The following is a 20167-nucleotide window of genomic DNA, read 5'->3' as shown; positions in this document are numbered from 1 at the left end:
CGTGCCGTCATCATCTAACAAGGGCGAACGTGCGGGGCACGTTTCACGGGAAACTCACTCTTCCTCGGCACCGAGGTGGCAGTGCGCGTCATGCAGATCCGACTCGCCCATGGAGGCGGTGGACGCACAGATGACGGAACGCACGCCAGTTCCGCGATGTTTCCATGGACCGCGATGAACTCAGTTCACGGGAAACTGTACGGGGCGGACTGACGACACCCTGCCCCCACCTCGCACCTGCTCCCAGTGGCCGTGAGCAGAGAGGGTTCTGACATCACCTGACGTCAAAGGCTGCTCGATATGCCCTGAAGAGCGGACGAGGCCGGAACCCGACGTTCCACGTGGAACGGACAGTGTCCGCCATGAGAAGACACCAATCGATAGGCCCCGCTGCCACAGTTCAGTGCACCGCACCCGTGGAGCGGTCTCCTCACATCGCTCCTTCATGGAATCGACGCGCGGCAACAGGTTTCCCGTGAAACGCAAGTACGGAGTACACGTCGAGTTCCGGTGCAGACACGGGAGCACCCGGCATTCGCCAGCCATACAGTTCCACGGGAAACACGACGACGCGGTTCCAATGGGAGGCGCACGCGAGCGTTCGGTCGCCAAACGGGGACCCGCACCTCACCATCTCGTTCCCGCTTCCTTCTGTGCACGGTGCGCCTGCATGGCCAATCCATCGACCGGATGACGCAGAGCACAGTGCCCGCACGCCGTTTCACGAGAAACATCAGTGGAAGATTCGTCGTACCGCATGGCTTTGCGCCTCTATGTGAACGTCGGCGCGTGGTCGATGTGGTCGTGACGCCCGAGGAGAGTTTCCCGTGGAACTCTGCCTGACTCTTTCCCCGCATTCCGCCAGTGGCAGCCCGAGACCCGGCGAGGCCGGGCCTGGTGGGGACGGCGGGGGTCAAGCGTCGGACGCTGCCGCCCGCGGAGCAGAGGATCTCCCACTGGCCTCCGGGGGTGGTCACAATGCTCCCGGGACCCGGATTTCCACAAGGTTGTGCACATCGGTGGATGAAGCGAGAAATCCGGTACGACCAGGGGTCTTTCCCGGAACAGCTTGCCACGGAGCCGACGGCGGTACGCAGACAGCAGACTGTTGCTGACGTTAGTAAAGATTGTGTCAGGACAGCGCGTCCCGGTGCCGATCCCCTGTGGATTCCGGTCGGAGGGGAATCGTTGTGCTCAGACAGCACAGAGGGGACCCGCTAGAGCGGGTCCCCTCTGTCAAGCCGAGCCGAGATCAGCTCTCGTCGGTCTGGTCTCCCGTGGGGAGGGGGATGTCCAACCCCATGTTCTCGACAAGGCGCTCGAGATCCTCGAGATTCGTGAACTCCAGGGTGACGCGTCCCTTGCGCTTCCCCACATCGATGCGCACCGGTGCTTCCAGTCGATTGGAGAGGCGACTGGTCAGATCGACGACATGCGGATCGTAGGTGCTGCGCCGCACCGTCCGGGTGGCGGGCTGCTGGCCTCCGCGCGCGACGAGACGTTCCACGGCACGGACGCTCAGGCCCTCCTGCACGATGCGCTGGGCGAGCTCCTCCATCAGCCGCGGGTCATCGAGCGAGAGGAGAGCGCGAGCATGGCCAGCGCTGATCGCACCACTGGCGAGCCGGCGCTGGACCAGCGCCGGCAGGCGCAGGAGGCGCAGCGTGTTCGTGATCTGGGGTCGCGAGCGACCGATGCGGTCGCCGAGCTCATCCTGCGTGCATCCGAAGTCGTCGAGCAGCTGCTGATAGGCGTTGGCCTCTTCCAGCGGGTTCAGCTGACTGCGATGCAGGTTCTCCAGCAACGCGTCCCGGAGCAGATCATCGTCGCTGGTCTCGCGGATGATCGCGGGGATCGAGAGCAGACCGGCACGCCGCGCGGCCCTCCAGCGGCGCTCGCCCATGACCAGCTCGAAGGACTCGCCGTCCGCGGTGACCGAGATCGGTCGCACGACCACCGGCTGGAGCACGCCGACCTCGCGCAACGAGTGGGCGAGCTCGTCGAGCTCGTCGTCGTCGAACATCGTGCGGGGGTTGCGGGGATTCTCCCGCACCTCGTGGATCGGGATCTCCGCGAACTCGGCACCCGGCACGCTGACCAGACCGCGGCCCTGCGGAGCGTCGTCCGCCGCAGGCTCCTGCCGCGCGGTCTCCGGCTCTGCGCTGGCCGGCGCGGCGTCCCCTGCTGCGCTCTCGCGGTGCTTCTGTGCCGGGGCAGGGGCAGGGGCGGGAGAGTCGGCCCTCGTGTCGCTGCGGGGGGCGGTCGGGGTGACCTTCTCGACGTCGACGACCGGGCTGTCCTCGGTCGGCTCGCCTGTGCCCGTGGCCGGGGCCGAGTCGGCGGTCGGACTCTCCGCGTCTGCGCGGTCGCCGGTCGGCGCCGAGCTCGTCATGGCCGACGACGGAGCAGTGGTCGTCTGCTCCTCCGTCTCGGCGTCCGCGGTCCTCGGAGCGGCATCCTGGGAGGTCGACGGCTTCGAGCCGGAGGACTTCGACGCAGGGGACTTCGACGCAGAGGACCTCGACGCAGGGGACTTCGCGGCGGAGGACTTCGTCGCCGTGGCGGGGGTCGAGGCCTTCGCGGGGGTCGAGGGAGAGGGCGGGGCGGCCTTCGCGGGGGTCGAGGGAGAGGGCGGGGCGGCCTTCTCGGGCTTGGCCGTCCTGTTCCCGGACGACGGCGACAGGGTCGAAGCCTTCCCTGACGTCTTCGCTGCCGAGGTCCGCTTCGCCGCGCCGCCGGTGCTCGTGCTCTTCGCGACCCGACTGCCGGGGGAGGTCGCAGGTGTGTCGTCGGTGGGCTTCGCAGTGCCCTCGGCCGTCGCCGGCGACTTGGCGGTGCTGGTCACGGTGGAGCGCCGCCCCGTGACGTTCCCGGAACGGCTACGACGCTCGGCGGCGGCGCGGGCCATCCCGGTGGCCAGGTCATGGGCACCGGCCCGCTCCCGCTGGGCGCTCTCCTCCTCACGGGAGACCTTCTCCCCGGAGAAGAACATGTCCACCGGACGGGTGCTCCCGGACTCGCCACCAGAGCTCGTGGCCGGGCGCGTGCGCGTACGAAGCTCCTGCTCAGGCGCAGGGGTCGAGCCGGCGCCCGGGATCAGGGCACCCAGTCCTCGACCGAGTCCTCGCTTCTGCGTCATGGCCGTTGTCCTTCCGAGAAATGTCGTCGCCATCGGGGTGTCCACGGACTCTGCGCGCATCGTCGCGTCGAGGCACCGTGGAACGGGGTCAGGGTGCGGAGCGGGAGTTCAGTTCATGGGCTGCTGCACGATACGCGAGCGCCCCGCTGGAGCTCGGATCGTAGGTCAGCACCGTCTGGCCGTAGCTCGGTGCTTCGGAGATCCGTACGGAGCGCGGGATCGAGGTCTCCAGGGTCTGCTCCGGGAAATGATCACGGACATCCTGCGCCACCTGGGCGGCCAGCCGGGTCCGGGCGTCGTACATCGTGAGCATGATCGTGGAGACCACCAGGTCCGGGTTCAGGTGCTGGCGGATCAGGTCGATGTTGTTCAGCAGCAGCGAGAGGCCCTCGAGGGCGTAGTACTCGGCCTGGATCGGGATCAGCACCTCCCGAGCGGCGACCAGGGCGTTGACCGTCAGCAGGCCGAGCGAGGGCGGGCAGTCGATGAGCACATAGTCCAAGGGCTCCAGACCCTGCTGCTCACGCTCCTCGAGATGGTCCCGGATCGCGTTGCGCAGTCGGTTCTCGCGGGCCACCAGCGAGACCAGCTCGATCTCGGCCCCGGAGAGGTTGATGGTGGCCGGTGCACAGAACAGCCCCGTCATCTCGGGGACCTGCTGGATCACCTCGGACAGCGGCGCGGACTCGACCAGCACCTCATACATGCTGGGGACCTCGGCATGGTGCTCGATGCTCAGCGCGGTGGAGGTGTTGCCCTGCGGGTCGGCATCGATCACCAGCACGTTCAGCCCGCCCATGGACAGCGCTGCGGCGACGTTCACGGTGGTGGAGGTCTTCCCGACCCCACCCTTCTGATTGGCGACGGTGATGATCCGGGTCCCCCCCGACCGCGGGAACTCGAGACCCTCGAGCTTCTTCCGGCGGGCATGATCCCGGGTGAGCTCACGCATCAGCGGGGTGTCTTCCATCGCGCCGTGCCCCGGGGAGGAGTCATCGCGCTGTTCAGCCACGTGCGTCTCCCTTCCTGGTCGCCTTCGCACGGCGACGCACTTGGACCACTGTAGTGGGAACCTCGACCTCGCCCTCCCCGTACCGCGAGATGGTGGGATCCACCCCTCCGAGCCGGGCCAGGACCTTCTGTGCCTTCTCCACCTCGTCCGCCGCCGAGGAGCCCTTCATGGCCAGCAGCGAACCGCCGTCGGTCGCCAGGGGCAGCGTCCAGCGGGCCAACTTGTCGAGCGCGGCGACCGCCCGAGCCGTCACCACCTCGAAGCTGCGCTGCCCGTGCAGCTCCTCGGCCCGGGCCCGCACCACCTCGAGGCCGAGACCCAGCTCGGCGTCGACCTCCTCGAGCCAGGTGGTGCGACGCTGCATGGTCTCGATCAGGGTGACCTGCAGCTGCGGCCGGGCGATCGCGATCACCACACCGGGCAGGCCCGCGCCCGATCCGACATCGGCGAGCGTGCTGACCGGGTGGTCCAGGGCATCGATCCCGTCGACCATCAGCGCGCAGTTCATCAGGTGCCGCTCCCACAGCCGTTCGACCTCCCGCGGACCGATCAGGCCGCGCTCGGGCCCCTGCTCGGCCAGCATCACGGCGAACCGCTCGGCGAGCTCGAGACGATCGCCGAAGAGACGCTCGGCCGTCGGGCGGAGGGTGTCGGGAAGCGGATGCATGAGGGGCCTCAGGATGCCGGGTAGATCACGACATGACGGTTCTTGCCGTCACCGTCGGACTCCGAACGCAGACCCTCACGCTTGGCGACGTCGTGGACGACCTTGCGCTCGAAGGGGTTCATCGCGCGCATCGGCACCGGGCCGCCGGACTCCTTCGCCTCGGCGATCGCCGTCGCGGCGAGCTCCTCGAGACTGTTCTTGTGCTCCGCACGGAAGCCGCCGATGTCGAGCATCAGCCGGGAGCGCTGTCCGGTGCGGGTCTGCACGGCCAGCCGTGCGAGCTCCTGGAGGGCGTCCAGCAGCTCACCCTTGGGCCGGTTGAGGCGGGCGAGCCGGTCCGCGCCGCGGATCTCCACGGAGGCGCGGTCGCCGTCCACATCGATGTCCATGTCCCCGTCGAGGTCGGTGATGTCCAGCAGCTCCTCGAGGTAGTCGGCGGCGATGTCGCCCTCCTCCTCGAGGCGACGCAGCCGCTCCTCGTCGGTCTCACCGGAGTCCGCGTCGTCGCCGTCGGTCGCCGCGCTCGACGCCGTCGGCGCAGGATCGTCCGACACAGCGGCGGTCTCCTCCGCCGGAGCAGGAGCCTCCGATGAGCTGGAGGCGCCGGCCGAGGCACCGGCCGCTGGGGTGGTGCCGGGGTCAGCGCCACCGACCGTCGCGGGCACCGGCGTCGTCCCGTCGGCCGGTGCGGCCTCTGCCGCCTCGGTCTCGAAAGGCTGCTGCGAGCTGTTCTCCTCGGCCGCGGTCGAAGCAGGCGTGCCGTCGTTGACGTTCATTCGGTCCTCCGGGGAATCCTGGGATGAGGGGATGAGACCCGGGAGCGACTGTGCTCCCGGGGGCCAGGTCACTTCTTGCGCTTCTTCTTGGCGCCCTTGTTCAGGACGCTGCCGCCCTGCGACGGCGGGTTCGGCGTCTCGCCGGCGGCCTCCCGGGCCTTGCTGCGCTCCTCGGTGGCCTTCGCGCGGAGCTCACGAGCCCGTTCGAGCTTCTCCTCGTCGGAGAGCTTCTTGCCGCCCTTGCCCTTGCTGGAGGGCTGGACACGGATCTGGGCCTCCGGCTCGGGCTCGGCGGAGATCGTCTTCGGCGGCGCGAAGTCGAGCGGCTCCAGGCCCTTCTTCTCGCGCTTGGCGTTGATGCGCGCCTGGCGCTCCTTCTCCGCGGCGGAGCCGGGGGTGGGAGCCGCGCTGATGACGATGTACTGCTGGACGAAGGTCCAGATGTTGGTGGTGAGCCAGTAGATGAGCACACCGATCGGCATGCCCGGACCCGTGATCACGTAGATGAACGGGAGCATGTACAGCATCATCTTCTGAGTGCTGGCCATGGGGCCCTCGAGGGCTGCCTTGGGCATGTTCTTCATCGTCAGGGACTTCTGGGTGAAGAAGGTGACCCCGGACATGCAGGCGATGATGAACCCGGCGACGATCTTGGTGGTGATCCCACCGTCCCCGGAGACCAGGAAGCTGTTGGCGATGGTGACAGAGCCGAAGAACGGGGATTCCGAGGCGCTGGTGGCGAGCTGCTCGGTCAGCGGGCCGAAGGGCTTGCCCGCAGCCGCATCCGGCAGCTTGTTGTACAGCACCCGGAACAGGCCGAAGAAGATCGGCATCTGCAGCAGCATCGGCAGGCACGAGGAGAACGGACTGGCGCCCGCCTCCTTGTAGATCGCCATGGTCTCCTCGGCCATCTTCGCGCGGGAGTCCTGGTCCGTCTTGCCCTTGTACTTCTTCTGCACGGCCTGCAGCTCGGGCGAGACCATCTGCATCGCGCGCGAGGCACGGATCTGCCGCACGAACAGCGGGATGATCAGGGTCCGCACCACGACGGTGAGGCCCACGATGGACAGCACCCAGGTGAGACCGGCATCCGGGTTCATGAAGGTGGACAGCAGCGCATGGAACTTCACCATGAGCCATGCGACGGCCCACTCGATCGGATACAGGGGGTTCATCGGCCTGGTCTTCCTGCCGCACGGATGCGCATGTCGCTCATGCGAGGTGTCGGCTGTGGTCGGGAGTCTTGGACAAGAGTAGGCCCTAGGGGGCCGGGCGCCGCAGTCGGCGTGGATTCCTCCACATCCCGGGGGCGGGCACCGGATCCAAGCCCCCCTGGGTGAAGGGGTTGCAGCGCAGGATCCGCCCGGTAGTGAGCAGGAGACCCTTCACCGCGCCGTGCACCCGCAGGGCGTCCATGCCGTACTGGGAGCACACCGGGTCGTACCGGCAGGCGGGCGGGGTGAAGGGGGAGATCCCCAGCTGATAGCCGCGCACCGGCAGCATGAGCAGCCGGCGCGGCAGGCGACGAAGACCGCTGAGGAGCCCGTGCGCCGCCGTCGGGCTCATCGGACGCTCGGGGAACGTGCGGCGAGCTTCCGCTCGGCGGTCGCGAGGGCCGAGTCGACATCGGTGCGGAGAGCGGCGAAGGGCTGCTCGTCGATGCCCGGCAGCGCCCGCAGCACGACGGCCGATCCCGGGGGCAGGGTCGCCAGGTGCGGTCGGACGATCTCGCGCAGCCGGCGGGTGACCCGATTGCGCACCACGGCGTTGCCGATCTTCTTGGACACGACGAATCCCACGCGGGGTGCCTCCTCTCCCTGCGTCAGCAGGGTGAGGTGCACGACCACGTGGGATCGGGCGCTGCGTCCACCGCCACGGATGACGGCACGGAACTCGTCACCGGTGTGGAGCCGGTGGCGGGACCAGGTCACGGCACCACGGCCGATACGCCGCGGATCGCCTCAGGCGGAGAGCGCGGCGCGGCCCTTGGAACGACGAGCGTTCAGGATGGCGCGGCCGGCGCGGGTGCTCATGCGGGCGCGGAAGCCGTGCTTCTTGGCGCGACGACGGATGTTCGGCTGGAACGTGCGCTTGCTCATGGTTCTCCTCGATCGTGGGCACCGATGTGCCCCTCGCGGTGGTCTGTGGTCTGCTGCACGAACGGGAAGTCCGGGCGCACCCGCCGAGACGGGGCGGCTGCCGAGGTCCGATCCGATGCCGGAGTGGGCCCACAGTGGATCCGGGAACCGTATCGGGACGGCGCGCAGCGCTGACTGCACGATTTTAGGCACCAGGGTGCACGGGGTCAACGTCTCAGCGCTTCTGGGGCCCGGTTGTGGCCGGATTCTCACTCCGCATCGGCGTCTCGCGAGGAACGCCACCGGAGGACCGAGGGGAGCCCCCGGGGAGAGGAGGGCCTCACCCCACGTTATCCACATGCTTGGTCCACAATACAGAAGCTACTGTGGAAAACTGTTCCGACCGCCCGCTCGACCTCAAGGGAGTGACCTGATGAACGAGGCGAACGCCGACGCGATCTGGGAGCGCACGCTCCAGACCCTGCGCCGTGACGACACCGTGTCACAGCGGGTCATCGCCCTGCTCACCCTCTCCCGCCTGATGGCGGTCGTGGCGGACACTGCGCTGGTCGCAGCCCCTTCCACCTCCGCGAAGGAGCTCTTCGAGCACCGGATCGCGAGCTCCCTGAAGGCGGCCCTGACCGAGGCCACGGGACGAGACATCCGCTTCGCGGTCACGGTCGACGAGTCGCTGCTGCTCGAGGGGGACTCCGCCGATCCAGCGCCCCCACCCCCGCTGACCTCCTCCACCCAGGACAGTGCACATTCTGTGGACAACTCTGTGGACAGAGTCCCCCAGGATGTCCACACCGCGCCGTTCCGGCGGGACGAGGGCTCGGTCCTCCCCTCGAGCGGTGAGCTGGGACGGGCCGCGCTGCCCCGGAGCACCTCCGCCGGCTCCCCGGGCGCCGCCCCCGGAGCGGAGCGCTTCGCCACCCATCGCAACTACCGCGGTCGTGCCGCTGACGACCCCAGCGCCTACGCCGGCCTCTCTGCCCTGACCGGGTCCTCGGCACCGTCCCCCGGTCCCGCACCGCGGCGACGCAGCAGCGTCGCAGAGGGCACGATCGTCGAAGATTCCCGCTTGAACAGCAAGTACACCTTCGACACCTTCGTGATCGGGTCCTCGAACCGTTTCGCCCAGGCTGCCGCCTCGGCGGTCTCGGAGACTCCTGCGAAGGCCTACAACCCGCTGTTCATCTATGGCGGCTCCGGCCTGGGCAAGACGCACCTGCTGCACGCGGTGGGCCACTATGCCCAGAGCCTCTACCCCGACGTGGTGGTGCGGTACGTGAACTCCGAGGAGTTCACCAACGAGTTCATCAACTCGGTGCAGTCCGGTCAGTTCGGCAAGGCGCAGGAGTTCCAGCGCCGCTACCGGGACATCGACATCCTGCTGATCGATGACATCCAGTTCCTGCAGCGGGCGCCGGAGACGATGGAGGCGTTCTTCCACACCTTCAACACGCTCTACAACTCGGACAAGCAGATCGTGATCACCTCCGACCTGCCCCCCAAGGAGCTGGGCGGTTTCGAGGACCGCATGCGCTCGCGCTTCGAGATGGGGCTGATGACCGACGTGCAGCCGCCGGACCTCGAGACCCGCATCGCGATCCTGCGCAAGAAGGTCGCCCAGGAGAACACCGGCGAGGTCCCCCATGACGTGCTCGAGTACATCGCCTCGCACATCGCCACCAACATCCGTGAGCTCGAGGGCGCGCTGATCCGCGTGCAGGCTCTGCACTCCCTGTCGCGCCAGCCCATGGACGTCACCCTCGCCGAGAGCGTGCTGAAGGATCTGCTCTCCCACGACGACGGCGCCCAGATCACCGCCTCGACGATCATCGCCCAGACCGCGACCTACTTCGGCCTCTCCGTCGAGGAGATCGTGGGCACCGGCCGCTCGCGGCGACTGGTCTCGGCCCGACAGATCGGCATGTACCTCTGCCGCGAGCTCACGGACATGCCGCTGATCAGGATCGGCGACGAGTTCGGCGGCCGCGATCACACCACCGTGATGCACGCCAACAAGAAGATCAGTGAGCTGATGAAGGAACGACGGGCGATCTTCAACCAGGTCACCGAGCTCACAGCACGGATCAAGAGCTCGAGCTCCGCGACCCGGCAGTGAGGGTCGCCGGCTGCGGCCGGACGCTGCACCGCACTGCCGTCCCCGATTCCGGTCAGTTCTTGTCACTGTGAAGAACAATGCTGGTCAGAGCAGAGTTCTCCCCAATTGTGGATAACTCTGTGGACACTGTGGAATCACAGCCATCCACGCAGGAGTCGATGTGCACGGGCGAATGACAGGAATCGCCCTCCTCGGCCTCGTCGTGCACAGTCCGCCCACGGGGCTGCGAGAGTCCTCCCCGCTTCGTCCACGGTGACCGTGATCCGTACGACCTGCGGTGATGGCACTTGTCCACGGAATCCACAGCCGTGATGATGAGGACTGTCAGTACTTGCTCGGCGGTGGTGTGGACGGGATCGCGGTGCGGGAGCGCTCGCAGAACATGTCATCCAGGTGCCGGGGAACGACAGGATTCCTCGACCAGGAGGGGCTCAGATCCTCGGCCCCGTGACGGTTCGCGGGCTGCGCAGGTGAGTCGAGCAGTGCCGGCGAGGGGAGGAAGTCAAGTTCCGTCCTCGGTGTGTCGGCGGCAGCTGCCGGGAACCGATACGCTGTGCACCGTTCGACCACGCCGCTGGGCGGTGCGGTCACCCCTGTTCTGTCATTCGACCACTGCGAAGGAGTGGCAACGGTGAAGTTCCACCTCGATCGCGGCGTCCTGGGCGACGCCGTCTCCTGGGCCACCCGCACCCTCCCGGTCAGGCCGGCGATGCCGATCCTGCAGGGCGTGCGGATCATCGCCGAAGCCGGCGGGGAGCTGCAGCTCTCGACCTTCGATTACGAGGTCAGCGCCCAGATCCGGCTCGAGGCGGAGGTCGAGCAGCCCGGCGAGGTGCTGGTCCAGGGCCGGATGCTCTCGGACATCGTGCGCGCCCTGCCCAACAAGGACGTCTCCATCGCTCTGGAGGGCACCAAGCTCCAGGTCCGCTGCGGCAGTGCCCGCTTCGCCCTGGCCACTCTCCCCGTCGAGGAGTACCCGCAGCTGCCGAGCATGCCTCCCGTCGCGGGATCCGTCGCCGCCGACGTGTTCGCCGAGGCGATCTCGCAGGTCACGGTCGCCGCGTCGAAGGATGACACCCTCCCGCTGCTGACCGGTGTCAAGGTCGAGATCAGCGGCGAGACCATGACGCTGATGTCCACCGACCGCTACCGCCTGGCGCTGCGCGAGCTGACCTGGAACCCCACCACTCCCGGCACGGAGCTCACCGCCCTGGTGCGCGGCCGCACCCTGCATGAGGTCGCCCGCTCGCTGGCCACCGGCGGCAGTGTCGAGATCGCCCTGTCCGAGGACGACTCGGCGACCCTGATCGGCTTCGAGGCCGGCGGTCGCCGCACCACCTCGACCCTGGTCGACGGCGAGTACCCGCCGGTGCGACGCCTGTTCCCGGACACCTCCGCGATCACCGCCGTGGTCTCCACCGCCAGCCTCATCGATGCCGTCAAGCGCGTCTCCCTGGTCGCCGAGCGCAACACCCCGGTCCGGCTGTCCTTCACCGAGGGACAGGTCGCCCTCGAGGCGGGCGCCGGAGACGATGCCCAGGCCAGCGAGGTCCTCGAAGCGCATCTGACGGGCGAGGACCTGGTCGTGGGCTTCAACTCCGGATTCCTGCTCGACGGGCTCGGCGCCCTGGGCACCGACTTCGCCCGCCTCACCTTCACCGACTCGATCAAGCCGTCGGTGATGACCGGCCAGGACTCGCTCGAGGGCGACCCCGACTCCTCGTACAAGTACCTGATCATGCCGATGCGGATCTGAGGGAGGGAGAGCTCCCTCCGTGCAGCTGACCGCACTCGACCTCACCGATTTCCGCTCCTACCCCCGGCTGAGCCTGTCGTTCCAGCCCGGCATCACGGTGCTCGTCGGCCAGAACGGCCAGGGCAAGACCAACATCGTCGAAGCGCTGTGGTACCTCGCGACGCTGTCCAGCCACCGGGTCCCCCACGACGCGGCTCTCGTGCACCGCGGGGAGAGCACTGCGATCATCCGGGCGAGCTTCGTGCGCGCCGGCCGGCCCCTGCAGGTCGACCTCGAGATCACCCCGGGCAGGTCCAACCGGGCGCGGCTGCAGGGGCAGAACGTCTCCCGGCTGCGCGATCTGCTCGGTGAGGTGCGGGCGGTGCTCTTCGCTCCCGAGGATCTGGGCCTGGTCAAGGCCGATCCCGAGGGACGGCGCCGCTTCCTGGATGAGCTGCTGTTCGAGATCGCCCCCCGCTTCGCCTCCGTCAAGGCTGATTATGACCGGGTGCTCAAACAGCGCGGCAACCTGCTCAAGCAGATGCGCTCCCTACGACGCGGCGGCAGCGGTCGCAGCGTGGCCGGTCTGGATCCGGCCGACTCCGCGGCCTCGACGCTCGAGGTCTGGGACCAGCAGCTGGCCCGCTTCGGTGCCGAGCTGCTGCGCGCCCGGCTCCATCTGGTCAACCGGCTGAGCCCTCATCTGGGCTACTCCTATCTGCGGGTGTCGACCGATGAAGGCGCCGATCCGGGGCTCGACCTGCCGCCTGACCAGCGCGGCGACGTGAACTCCCCGGCCTCGATCCGCTATCGCTCCTCGGTGCTCGAGGAGCTGGGCGCGCCTGTCGGCTCCCTGCCCGGGACCCGTGAGATCCAGGACGCGATGCTCGAGATGCTGGTGACCGGCCACGACGAGGAGATCGACCGCGGCGCGACCCTGACCGGGCCGCACCGCGATGACATGGAGATCCGGCTCCACGACTTCCCGGCCAAGGGCTACGCGAGTCACGGCGAGTCCTGGTCGCTCGCGCTCGCGCTGCGGCTGGCCTCCTACGACCTGCTGCGGCTCGAGGAGGGGGACCTGGGCGACGGCGAACCGATCCTCATCCTCGACGACGTGTTCAGCGAGCTTGACACCCGCCGGCGCGAGCGCCTGGGCCGGATCGTCACCAGCGCCTCGCAGGTCCTGATCACCACCGCCAACGACTCCGACATCCCCGACTCCCTCGACGGCGAGATCCATGTGATCGAGGTCAGTCTCGGCGACGCGGTCCCCCGCGGGAGCGGATCCCGGTCATGACCGGCAAGGGGGGTTCGCGCGCCGGCGAGGGCGGACGGGTGCGGCCGACCCTCGCCAATCCCTATGGCCTGGGCACCTGGTCCGGGACGGGCGCACCGGCCGAGGCAGCGCCGGAGCCGCCGCGGTCGACGGAGACCGGATCGACGGATCCCCGATCGCCGGAGCACCGGCCGGCAGAGGCGCGGCCGCCGGGCGAGCGGAGGAGGCGGGGACCTCAGGTCGATGCCGATCGCGGTGGGCCCTCGCCCGTCCCGGGAGAGGTCCTCTTCGATCCGCCGGAGCTGCCCTCGCTCGCGGATCCCTTCGAGCTCGCCCGCCGCACCGTGAATCGCTCCCGGGCGGCCGCCCGCGATCGCGGACTCTTCCCCATCTCGGCGAAGACGCAGGCCAGGGATGTGAGGGACCGTTCGGGCCGGGCACCTGGCTATTCCGGATCGCGCCCGGACCCCCGCGATCCGCAGGGCATCGAGAACGTGCTGAAGAAGGTGCTGGGCAACCTCGGCTGGAACGCAGGGATGAGCGCCGGGAGGGTGCTGGAGGAGTGGGACGACATCGTGGGTGAACGGCTCGCGACCCACTGCCGGCCGGTCTCCTTCGACGAGGGCGTGCTGGTGGTCAGTGCCTCCTCCTCGGCCTGGGCCGCGCAGCTGCGGATGCTCACCCCCCAGCTGATCACCACGATCGAGGAGCGCGTCGGCTCCCACGTGATCTCCGAGCTGACGGTCACCGGTCCGGCCGCCGCCCAGCGCAGCTGGAAGAAGGGCCGCCGCACCGTGACCTGGCGCGGCCCCCGGGATACCTACGGCTGATCGACGTGCTGCGAGGGACGAGCGGCAGGAGACCAGCGAAGGGGGTGCTGGCTGATCGACGTGCTGTGAGGGTCGAGCGGCAGGAGATCAGCGCAGGGGGCGCCGGCTGAGGTGAGGCGCCGGTCATATGAGGACATCGCGGCACCGCGCCCTGCTACGGTATGGCCAGACGAGCTGATGCAGCTCGCGTGCACTGGGGTCGGTGAAATTCCGAGCCGGCGGTGATAGTCCGCGACCCGATGGCCTCTGGCCCTCGGCTGACCAGGTGGAACTCCTGGACCGACGGTCAGAGTCCGGATGGGAAGCGCACGCGAACGACGTCCTCGGGCGCACCGTCGCCGCGCACGCTCTGCGCCGCACGACGACCCCCGGTGATGTGGTTCCCGTACCTCCTTCCTCTCCCTCCGGGTCCGCGAGCAGCGGAGTGGAGGAGAGACCATGTTGGACGCTGCCGAGCGGTGGGCACTGCGCCGTGCCCTCGAGATCGCGGCCGACCCCGCCGTCCCGCTGGGTCCGAACCCGCGGGTGGGCTGTGTGCTGCTGAGCCCGGCCGGTGAGGTCCTCGCCGAGGGCCATCATCGGGGTGCCGGCACCGCGCACGCCGAGGCCGATGCCCTCGCTCGGGCCCGGACCGACGGGGTCACCACCTCCGTGACCGGTGCCACCGCCGTGGTCACCCTCGAACCCTGCGCGCACCGGGGTCGCACCGGCCCCTGCGCCGATGCCCTCCTCGAGGCCGGCATCGGCCGGGTCGTCATCGCTCGGCAGGACCCGAACCCCGTCGCGACCGGCGGCATCGAGCGGCTGCGCGAGGCCGGGATCGAGGTCGACCTCGACGTCCCGGAGGAGCTCGCCGCGGCCGCGGAGACACTGAATCGAGGCTGGGAGCACGGGCTGCAGCATGCCCGCCCCCTGGTCACCGCCAAGATCGCCCTCACCCTCGACGGTCGTGCCGCCGCCGCGGACGGCACCAGCCAGTGGATCACCGGCCCGGCCGCGCGGGAGGAGGTCCACCTCCTGCGCACCACCTGCGACGCCGTGCTGGTGGGCACCGGCACCGCCCGCGCCGACGATCCCACCCTCACCGCCCGCCGACCCGAGGGCGCGCTGTATCCGCGCCAACCGCTGCGGGCCGTCATGGGTACCTCCACCGCGCCCTCGCTGCCCGATATCGACGGTGCCGGGGAGCAGGTCCGTCTGCTCACCCATGACCCGTCGGCCGCTCTGGAACTGCTGTTCGACCGCGGGATCCGGCACGTGCTGGTCGAGGGCGGACCGATCGTCACCGCCGCCTTCCTGCGCGCCGGCCTGGTGGACGAGCTGATCGTCCACCTCGCCCCGACCCTGCTGGGCGCCGGCCGCCCCGCGGTCGAGGACCTCTCGATCACCACCCTCGCGAACCGCCTCGACCTCGACCTGGTCGACGTCGTGATGCTGCCCTCCCCGGGCGGAGCCACCGACCTCCGCCTCCTCCTCCGCCCCCGCCGCCGCACCGCCTGACCAGGAAGGACCACCATGTTCACCGGCATCATCGAAGAGCTCGGCACCGTCGAGCAGCTCACTGCGGGCACCGATCCCACCCGCCTGCGGATCCGTTCCCCGCACGTCCTGGAGGGCATCGCGCTCGGTGACTCGATCGCCGTCAGCGGCTGCTGCCTGACCGTCACCGCGGTCGAGGGCGAGCACTGGACCGCCGACGTCATCTCCACCACGGTGGCCGCCACCTCCCTCGGGGACCTCACCCCCGGGGACACCGTGAACCTCGAGCGCTGCGTGCGCGCCGATCGGCGCCTGGACGGCCACATCGTCCAGGGCCACGTCGACGGGGTCGGCGAGATCACCGGCCGGGACGAGGAGGGTGGCACCACCCTGCTGCGTCTCACCCTGCCGGACGGCCTGGCCCGCTATGTCGTCGCCAAGGGCTCCCTCGCCGTGGACGGCGTGAGCCTCACCGTCGCCGCGATCGCCGGTGACGAGGTCACCCTCGGGCTCATCCCCGAGACCCTCGCCCGCACCACCCTGGGCCGCCGCAGGATCGGCGATCGGGTGAACCTCGAGGTGGACGTGCTGGCGAAGTACGTCGAGAAGCTCACCGCCACCCTGCTGCCCGCTGCCGAGGAGATCCGATGAACACCCTGCGACTGGACCCCATCGAGGACGCGCTCGCTGCGATCGCCGCCGGTCGCCCCGTCGTCGTCGTCGACGACGAGGACCGCGAGAACGAGGGCGACCTGATCCTGGCCGCCTCCGCCGCCACGCCCGCCCTGATCGGCTTCGCCGTGCGCCATTCCAGCGGACTGCTGTGCGCGCCGATGAGCGCCACCCGGGCCGATGCTCTCGAGCTGCCGCTGATGGTGCGGGAGAACGCCGACCCCCTGCGCACCGCCTACACGGTGAGCGTCGACGCGAGCGCGGGCGTGACCACCGGGATCAGCGCCTCCGATCGTGCCCGCACCCTCCAGGTGCTCGCCGGCCGGGACACCGTGCCCACCGACCTGATCCGTCCCGGGCACGTGCTCCCGCTGCGGGCCAAGGACGGGGGCGTGCTCGAGCGCCGCGGCCACACCGAGGCCGCCGTGGACCTCACCCGTCTCGCGGGTCTGCCCGCGGTGGGGATGATCGTGGAGCTGGTCCACGACGACGGCGAGATGATGCGGGGCCCTGCGCTGCGCGAGTTCGCCGACCGCCACGAGCTGCGGATGATCTCCATCGAGGACCTGGCCGCACACCGTCGGCGCACCGACCGCCCGGCCCTGGAGATCACCGCGCCGGTCCCGCTGCCCACCCCGCACGGCACCTTCGAGGCGCTCGCCGTGCGCGAGGGCACCGCGGAGCATCTGGTGCTGGTGCGCGGGGACGTCACCACCGCCGCACCGGTCCTGACCCGGGTGCACTCCGAGTGCGTGACCGGTGACGTGTTCGGCTCCCGCCGCTGCGACTGCGGTCCGCAGCTCCAGGAGTCCCTGGCCCGCATCGACGAGGCCGGTCGCGGGGTGCTGATCCTGCTGCGCGGGCACGAGGGCCGCGGCATCGGTCTGGTTCAGAAGCTGCGGGCCTACGCCCTGCAGGACGCCGGCCGGGACACGGTCGACGCCAATCTCGACCTCGGCCTGCCCGTGGACTCCCGCTCCTTCGCGGCCGTGCCCGGCATGCTCGCCCACCTCGGCGTGAGCGCGGTCGAGCTGCTCACGCACAATCCGGAGAAGGCCCACGCGCTGGTCGGCGGGGGCGTCGAGGTGGCCGGGACCATCGATCTCGACACCCATCCCACTCCGGAGAACCTCACCTATCTCACCACCAAGCGGGACCGACTGGGGCACCGTCTCCGTGATCTCCCGGCCCTGCCCACCATCCCCACCGAAGGAGAGACCGCATGAGCGGCCACGGAAGCCCCACCGCCCCGATCCCCGACAGCAGCGGCACCCGTCTCGCGATCGTCGCCGCGACCTGGCACGAGCAGGTCATGGACGGACTGCTCGCCGGTGCGCTGCGCGGCGCCGCCGAGGCCGGCATCGCCGAGCCCACGGTGGTGCGCGCGCCGGGCTCCTTCGAGCTGCCGGTCCTCGCCGACGCCCTGGCCCGCGATCATGACGCCGTGGTGGCGCTCGGCGTCGTGATCCGTGGCGGCACCCCGCACTTCGAGTACGTGTGCGCCGCGGCGACCGACGGATTGACCCGGGTCGGGCTCGACCACGGCGTCCCTATCGGGTTCGGTCTCCTGACCTGCGATGACGAGAAGCAGGCGCTGGATCGTGCGGGGTTGCCCGGCTCCGTCGAGGACAAAGGATATGAGGCTGCGTCCGCGGCGCTGACCACGGCGCACGTGCTGGCGGGCCTCGCCGCGAGGCGCGAGGGAGGAGCCTGACGGGCTCGAGCGGAGCGGCACGGGGGCCGACGACGCGCGAGCGCGACGGGATCATCACGAGAGAAGGCCCCTGTGCCGTCCGAACACCCCGGGCGGGGTACGGGACCTCGTCCCACGGCCCCCGGAGCCGGATTCGCGGCATCTCCGGGCCGCCTGAGGGGGATTGCACGTCGCGCCATCCACAGCTGTGACGGGTCGAATAGGTTCGGCGAGCGTTCTCCGCTAGAATCGAGGAGGTTCGGCCGACGTCTTCCGACGTCCCCGCGGACTTCTGCCGTCGGCATACTCGTCGGATCCGGTCAGTCGCCGCTCGCGCGCGTACGCGCGCGCGGCGATGAGTGGGTCCCGTGCGTTCGTCGACGCTCCTGCCCGTGAGGTCCTGCCGAACCGCCCCGCCGCATTCCGAGCGGGGGACCCTGGACTGCGAGGAGCCACATCAGGTGAGCGACAGCGACCGCCCCATGCCCGATCAGGACGTGCCCACCGGCACCCCCGACCCGTCCCCCGGAGCGGGCGAGGCAGCGGCAGCACCCTCGATCACGCCCACCACGGCCGGTGAGCGTGCGGCACATGCCCCGGAGCACTACGACGCCTCGGACATCACCGTCCTCGAGGGCCTCGAGGCGGTCCGCAAGCGCCCCGGCATGTACATCGGCTCCACCGGTGAGCGCGGCCTGCACCACATGGTCCAGGAGATCGTGGACAACTCGGTCGACGAGGCGATGGCCGGGCACGGGGACAGCATCGAGGTGACGCTGCGGGAGGACGGCGGCGTGCGCTGCGTCGATCACGCCCGCGGCATCCCGGTGGCCATGCACCCCACCGAGGGCAAGCCCGCCGTGGAGCTGGTGCTCACCGTGCTGCACGCCGGCGGCAAGTTCGGCGGCGGCGGCTACGCGGTCTCCGGCGGCCTGCACGGCGTGGGCTCCTCCGTGGTCAACGCCCTGTCCATCCGCATGGACGTGGAGATCCGCCGTGACGGGCACGTCTGGCGCCAGAGCTACTCCCGCGGCGTGCCGACCATGGAGCTCGAGAAGGGCGAGGCGACCGACGAGACCGGCACCACCATCACCTTCTGGGCCGATGACGAGATCTTCGACGAGACGATCTACGACTTCGAGACGCTGCGCAAGCGGTTCCAGCAGATGGCGTTCCTGAACAAGGGCCTGCGCCTGACGCTGACCGACGAGCGCACCCCCGAGGGCGACGAGGCCGAGGACGATGATCTCGACCCCGTCGACGTCGAGCACGAGGAGACGACGAAGGACTCCGGTCCCCGCACCGTCTCCTACCTCTACGAGCGCGGCCTGCAGGACTTCGTCGAGTTCATCAACACCACCAAGCGCGCCGAGGTCATCCACCCCGAGATCATCTCCTTCGAGTCCGAGGACACCGAGGCGAAGATCTCGGTCGAGGTCGCGATGCAGTGGACCGGTGCCTACTCGGAGTCGGTGCACACCTACGCCAACACCATCAACACCCACGAGGGCGGCACCCACGAGGAGGGCTTCCGCTCCTCGCTGACCTCGATCGTGAACCGGTACGGGCGGGCCCAGGGCCTGCTCAAGGAGAAGGACGCCAACCTCACCGGCGAGGACATCCGCGAAGGCCTGACCGCGGTGATCTCCGTGAAGCTGGGCGAACCCCAGTTCGAGGGCCAGACCAAGACCAAGCTCGGCAACACCATCGCCCGCACCTTCTTGGTCAAGGTGATGACCGATCAGCTGCAGGACTGGTTCGCCTCCAATCCCCAGGAGGCCAAGTCCATCGTCATGAAGGGCCAGGCCGCCGCGGCCGCCCGCGAGGCGGCCCGCAAGGCCCGCGACGCCACCCGTCGCAAGTCCCCGCTGGAGACCGGCGGGATGCCCGGCAAGCTGCGCGACTGCTCCTCCCGCAATCCTGCCGAGTCCGAGATCTTCATCGTCGAGGGCGACTCCGCCGGCGGCTCCGCGGTGATGGGCAGGGACCCGCGCACGCAGGCGATCCTCCCCATCCGCGGCAAGATCCTCAACGTCGAGAAGGCGCGACTGGACCGGGCCCTGGACAACCAGGAGGTCCGCTCGCTGATCACCGCCTTCGGCACCGGGATCGGCGAGGACTTCGACGCCACCAAGCTGCGCTATCACAAGATCGTCCTGATGGCCGATGCCGACGTCGACGGCCAGCACATCTGCACCCTGCTGCTGACGCTGCTGTTCCGCTACATGCGCCCGCTGATCGAGCTGGGCCACGTGTTCATCGCGATGCCGCCGCTGTTCCGGCTGAAGTGGACCAACGCCCCGCACGAGTACGTCTTCAGCGACGAGGAGCGCGACGAGCGCCTCGAGGCCGGCCGCGCCGCCGGCCGCCGCATCCCCCGGGACAACGGCATCCAGCGCTACAAGGGTCTGGGCGAGATGGACTGGAAGGAGCTGCAGTCCACCACCATGGATCCGACCACCCGCACCCTGAAGCAGGTCACGGTCGACGAGGCCGCCGACGCCGACACCATCTTCTCCGTCCTGATGGGCGATGACGTCGAGTCCCGCCGCCGCTTCATCCAGGAGAACGCCAAGGACGTCCGCTTCCTCGACATCTGACGACGGCCCCCGGGGCGGTGCCGGCCCGCCCGCGCACCCCCGGGGACCCCACGAATCCTCGGCCCCAGCTGAAAGG

Annotated in this window: 17 protein-coding genes and 1 riboswitch; of the genes, 9 read left to right on the top strand and 8 right to left on the bottom strand. The window is 69.5% G+C overall.

Features of this window, described 5'->3' with window-relative positions; translation table 11 throughout:
- Window positions 1–1252 precede the first annotated feature (1252 nt).
- From CFK38_RS02845 to rpmH, 8 genes are all read right to left on the bottom strand, one after another.
- Window positions 1253–3139, bottom strand: a complete 1887-nt coding sequence (locus tag CFK38_RS02845) for a ParB/RepB/Spo0J family partition protein (RefSeq protein WP_096801714.1) — start codon at window positions 3137–3139, stop codon at window positions 1253–1255.
- Between the two features lie 88 nt (window positions 3140–3227).
- Window positions 3228–4109, bottom strand: a complete 882-nt coding sequence (locus tag CFK38_RS02840; RefSeq protein WP_096804187.1) for a ParA family protein — start codon at window positions 4107–4109, stop codon at window positions 3228–3230.
- 34 nt (window positions 4110–4143) lie between these two features.
- The gene (rsmG, locus tag CFK38_RS02835) at window positions 4144–4818 is read right to left on the bottom strand and encodes a 16S rRNA (guanine(527)-N(7))-methyltransferase RsmG (RefSeq protein WP_096801713.1); all 675 of its coding nucleotides are present in this window, start codon (window positions 4816–4818) and stop codon (window positions 4144–4146) included.
- An 8-nt stretch (window positions 4819–4826) separates the two neighbouring features.
- Window positions 4827–5594, bottom strand: a complete 768-nt coding sequence (locus CFK38_RS02830; protein WP_096801712.1) for a Jag family protein — start codon at window positions 5592–5594, stop codon at window positions 4827–4829.
- 68 nt (window positions 5595–5662) lie between these two features.
- Window positions 5663–6769 (bottom strand): membrane protein insertase YidC, encoded by a 1107-nt coding sequence (yidC, locus tag CFK38_RS02825; protein WP_096801711.1) that lies wholly within the window; start codon window positions 6767–6769, stop codon window positions 5663–5665.
- 85 nt (window positions 6770–6854) lie between these two features.
- A complete protein-coding gene (yidD, locus tag CFK38_RS02820) occupies window positions 6855–7160 on the bottom strand; it encodes a membrane protein insertion efficiency factor YidD (protein ID WP_096801710.1) in 306 nt (101 codons plus the stop codon).
- Window positions 7157–7525, bottom strand: a complete 369-nt coding sequence (gene rnpA / locus CFK38_RS02815; protein WP_096801709.1) for a ribonuclease P protein component — start codon at window positions 7523–7525, stop codon at window positions 7157–7159. Before rnpA ends, yidD begins: the two co-directional genes overlap by 4 nt.
- 30 nt (window positions 7526–7555) lie before the next feature.
- Window positions 7556–7693, bottom strand: a complete 138-nt coding sequence (rpmH, locus tag CFK38_RS02810) for a 50S ribosomal protein L34 (RefSeq protein ID WP_096801708.1) — start codon at window positions 7691–7693, stop codon at window positions 7556–7558.
- A 412-nt stretch (window positions 7694–8105) separates the two neighbouring features.
- Between rpmH and dnaA the strand changes: the two genes are divergently transcribed.
- The 9 genes from dnaA (at window position 8106) to gyrB (ending at window position 20091) form a co-directional block, all read left to right on the top strand.
- Window positions 8106–9803, top strand: coding sequence for a chromosomal replication initiator protein DnaA (dnaA, locus tag CFK38_RS02805; RefSeq protein ID WP_096801707.1), 1698 nt, complete (start codon window positions 8106–8108; stop codon window positions 9801–9803).
- A 631-nt stretch (window positions 9804–10434) separates the two neighbouring features.
- Window positions 10435–11559: a DNA polymerase III subunit beta gene (dnaN, locus tag CFK38_RS02800; protein WP_096801706.1), complete on the top strand. Its 1125-nt coding sequence runs from the start codon at window positions 10435–10437 to the stop codon at window positions 11557–11559.
- Window positions 11560–11578: 19 nt separating this feature from the next.
- Complete coding sequence (gene recF / locus CFK38_RS02795) at window positions 11579–12838, top strand: DNA replication/repair protein RecF (protein ID WP_096801705.1); 1260 nt, start codon at window positions 11579–11581, stop codon at window positions 12836–12838.
- Window positions 12835–13647, top strand: coding sequence for a DciA family protein (locus tag CFK38_RS02790; RefSeq protein WP_096801704.1), 813 nt, complete (start codon window positions 12835–12837; stop codon window positions 13645–13647). The genes recF and CFK38_RS02790 overlap by 4 nt, the downstream gene beginning before the upstream one ends.
- Before the next feature lie 184 nt (window positions 13648–13831).
- Window positions 13832–13961, top strand: a riboswitch (FMN riboswitch).
- Between the two features lie 124 nt (window positions 13962–14085).
- Window positions 14086–15147: a bifunctional diaminohydroxyphosphoribosylaminopyrimidine deaminase/5-amino-6-(5-phosphoribosylamino)uracil reductase RibD gene (gene ribD / locus CFK38_RS02785; RefSeq protein WP_096801703.1), complete on the top strand. Its 1062-nt coding sequence runs from the start codon at window positions 14086–14088 to the stop codon at window positions 15145–15147.
- A gap of 15 nt (window positions 15148–15162) precedes the next feature.
- On the top strand, window positions 15163–15777 hold the full coding sequence (locus tag CFK38_RS02780; RefSeq protein WP_096801702.1) for a riboflavin synthase: 615 nt from the start codon (window positions 15163–15165) through the stop codon (window positions 15775–15777).
- Window positions 15774–17024: a 3,4-dihydroxy-2-butanone-4-phosphate synthase gene (gene ribB / locus CFK38_RS02775; RefSeq protein ID WP_096801701.1), complete on the top strand. Its 1251-nt coding sequence runs from the start codon at window positions 15774–15776 to the stop codon at window positions 17022–17024. Before CFK38_RS02780 ends, ribB begins: the two co-directional genes overlap by 4 nt.
- Window positions 17021–17512 carry a 6,7-dimethyl-8-ribityllumazine synthase gene (gene ribH, locus CFK38_RS02770; protein ID WP_096801700.1) on the top strand — a complete coding sequence of 164 codons (492 nt, stop codon included), beginning with the start codon at window positions 17021–17023 and terminating at the stop codon, window positions 17510–17512. Before ribB ends, ribH begins: the two co-directional genes overlap by 4 nt.
- A gap of 461 nt (window positions 17513–17973) precedes the next feature.
- Window positions 17974–20091, top strand: a complete 2118-nt coding sequence (gene gyrB, locus CFK38_RS02765) for a DNA topoisomerase (ATP-hydrolyzing) subunit B (protein ID WP_420835792.1) — start codon at window positions 17974–17976, stop codon at window positions 20089–20091.
- Window positions 20092–20167: the final 76 nt, after the last annotated feature.

The organism is Brachybacterium vulturis (genome assembly GCF_002407185.1).
GTDB lineage: Bacteria > Actinomycetota > Actinomycetes > Actinomycetales > Dermabacteraceae > Brachybacterium > Brachybacterium vulturis.
The sequence above is the reverse complement of the archived record's forward strand: the minus strand, read 5'-3'. Positions and strand labels throughout refer to the sequence as shown.

Excerpts from the sequence above, each read along its gene's own strand:
- CFK38_RS02845 (WP_096801714.1), bottom strand. The coding sequence starts at position 3,139 with ATGACGCAGAAGCGAGGACTCGGTCGAGGACTGGGTGCCCTGATCCCG.
- CFK38_RS02840 (WP_096804187.1), bottom strand. The coding sequence starts at position 4,109 with ATGGAAGACACCCCGCTGATGCGTGAGCTCACCCGGGATCATGCCCGC.
- rsmG (WP_096801713.1), bottom strand. The coding sequence starts at position 4,818 with ATGCATCCGCTTCCCGACACCCTCCGCCCGACGGCCGAGCGTCTCTTC.
- CFK38_RS02830 (WP_096801712.1), bottom strand. The coding sequence starts at position 5,594 with ATGAACGTCAACGACGGCACGCCTGCTTCGACCGCGGCCGAGGAGAAC.
- yidC (WP_096801711.1), bottom strand. The coding sequence starts at position 6,769 with ATGAACCCCCTGTATCCGATCGAGTGGGCCGTCGCATGGCTCATGGTG.
- yidD (WP_096801710.1), bottom strand. The coding sequence starts at position 7,160 with ATGAGCCCGACGGCGGCGCACGGGCTCCTCAGCGGTCTTCGTCGCCTG.
- rpmH (WP_096801708.1), bottom strand. The coding sequence starts at position 7,693 with ATGAGCAAGCGCACGTTCCAGCCGAACATCCGTCGTCGCGCCAAGAAG.
- dnaA (WP_096801707.1), top strand. The coding sequence starts at position 8,106 with ATGAACGAGGCGAACGCCGACGCGATCTGGGAGCGCACGCTCCAGACC.
- CFK38_RS02790 (WP_096801704.1), top strand. The coding sequence starts at position 12,835 with ATGACCGGCAAGGGGGGTTCGCGCGCCGGCGAGGGCGGACGGGTGCGG.
- ribD (WP_096801703.1), top strand. The coding sequence starts at position 14,086 with ATGTTGGACGCTGCCGAGCGGTGGGCACTGCGCCGTGCCCTCGAGATC.
- CFK38_RS02780 (WP_096801702.1), top strand. The coding sequence starts at position 15,163 with ATGTTCACCGGCATCATCGAAGAGCTCGGCACCGTCGAGCAGCTCACT.
- ribB (WP_096801701.1), top strand. The coding sequence starts at position 15,774 with ATGAACACCCTGCGACTGGACCCCATCGAGGACGCGCTCGCTGCGATC.
- ribH (WP_096801700.1), top strand. The coding sequence starts at position 17,021 with ATGAGCGGCCACGGAAGCCCCACCGCCCCGATCCCCGACAGCAGCGGC.
- gyrB (WP_420835792.1), top strand. The coding sequence starts at position 17,974 with ATGCCCGATCAGGACGTGCCCACCGGCACCCCCGACCCGTCCCCCGGA.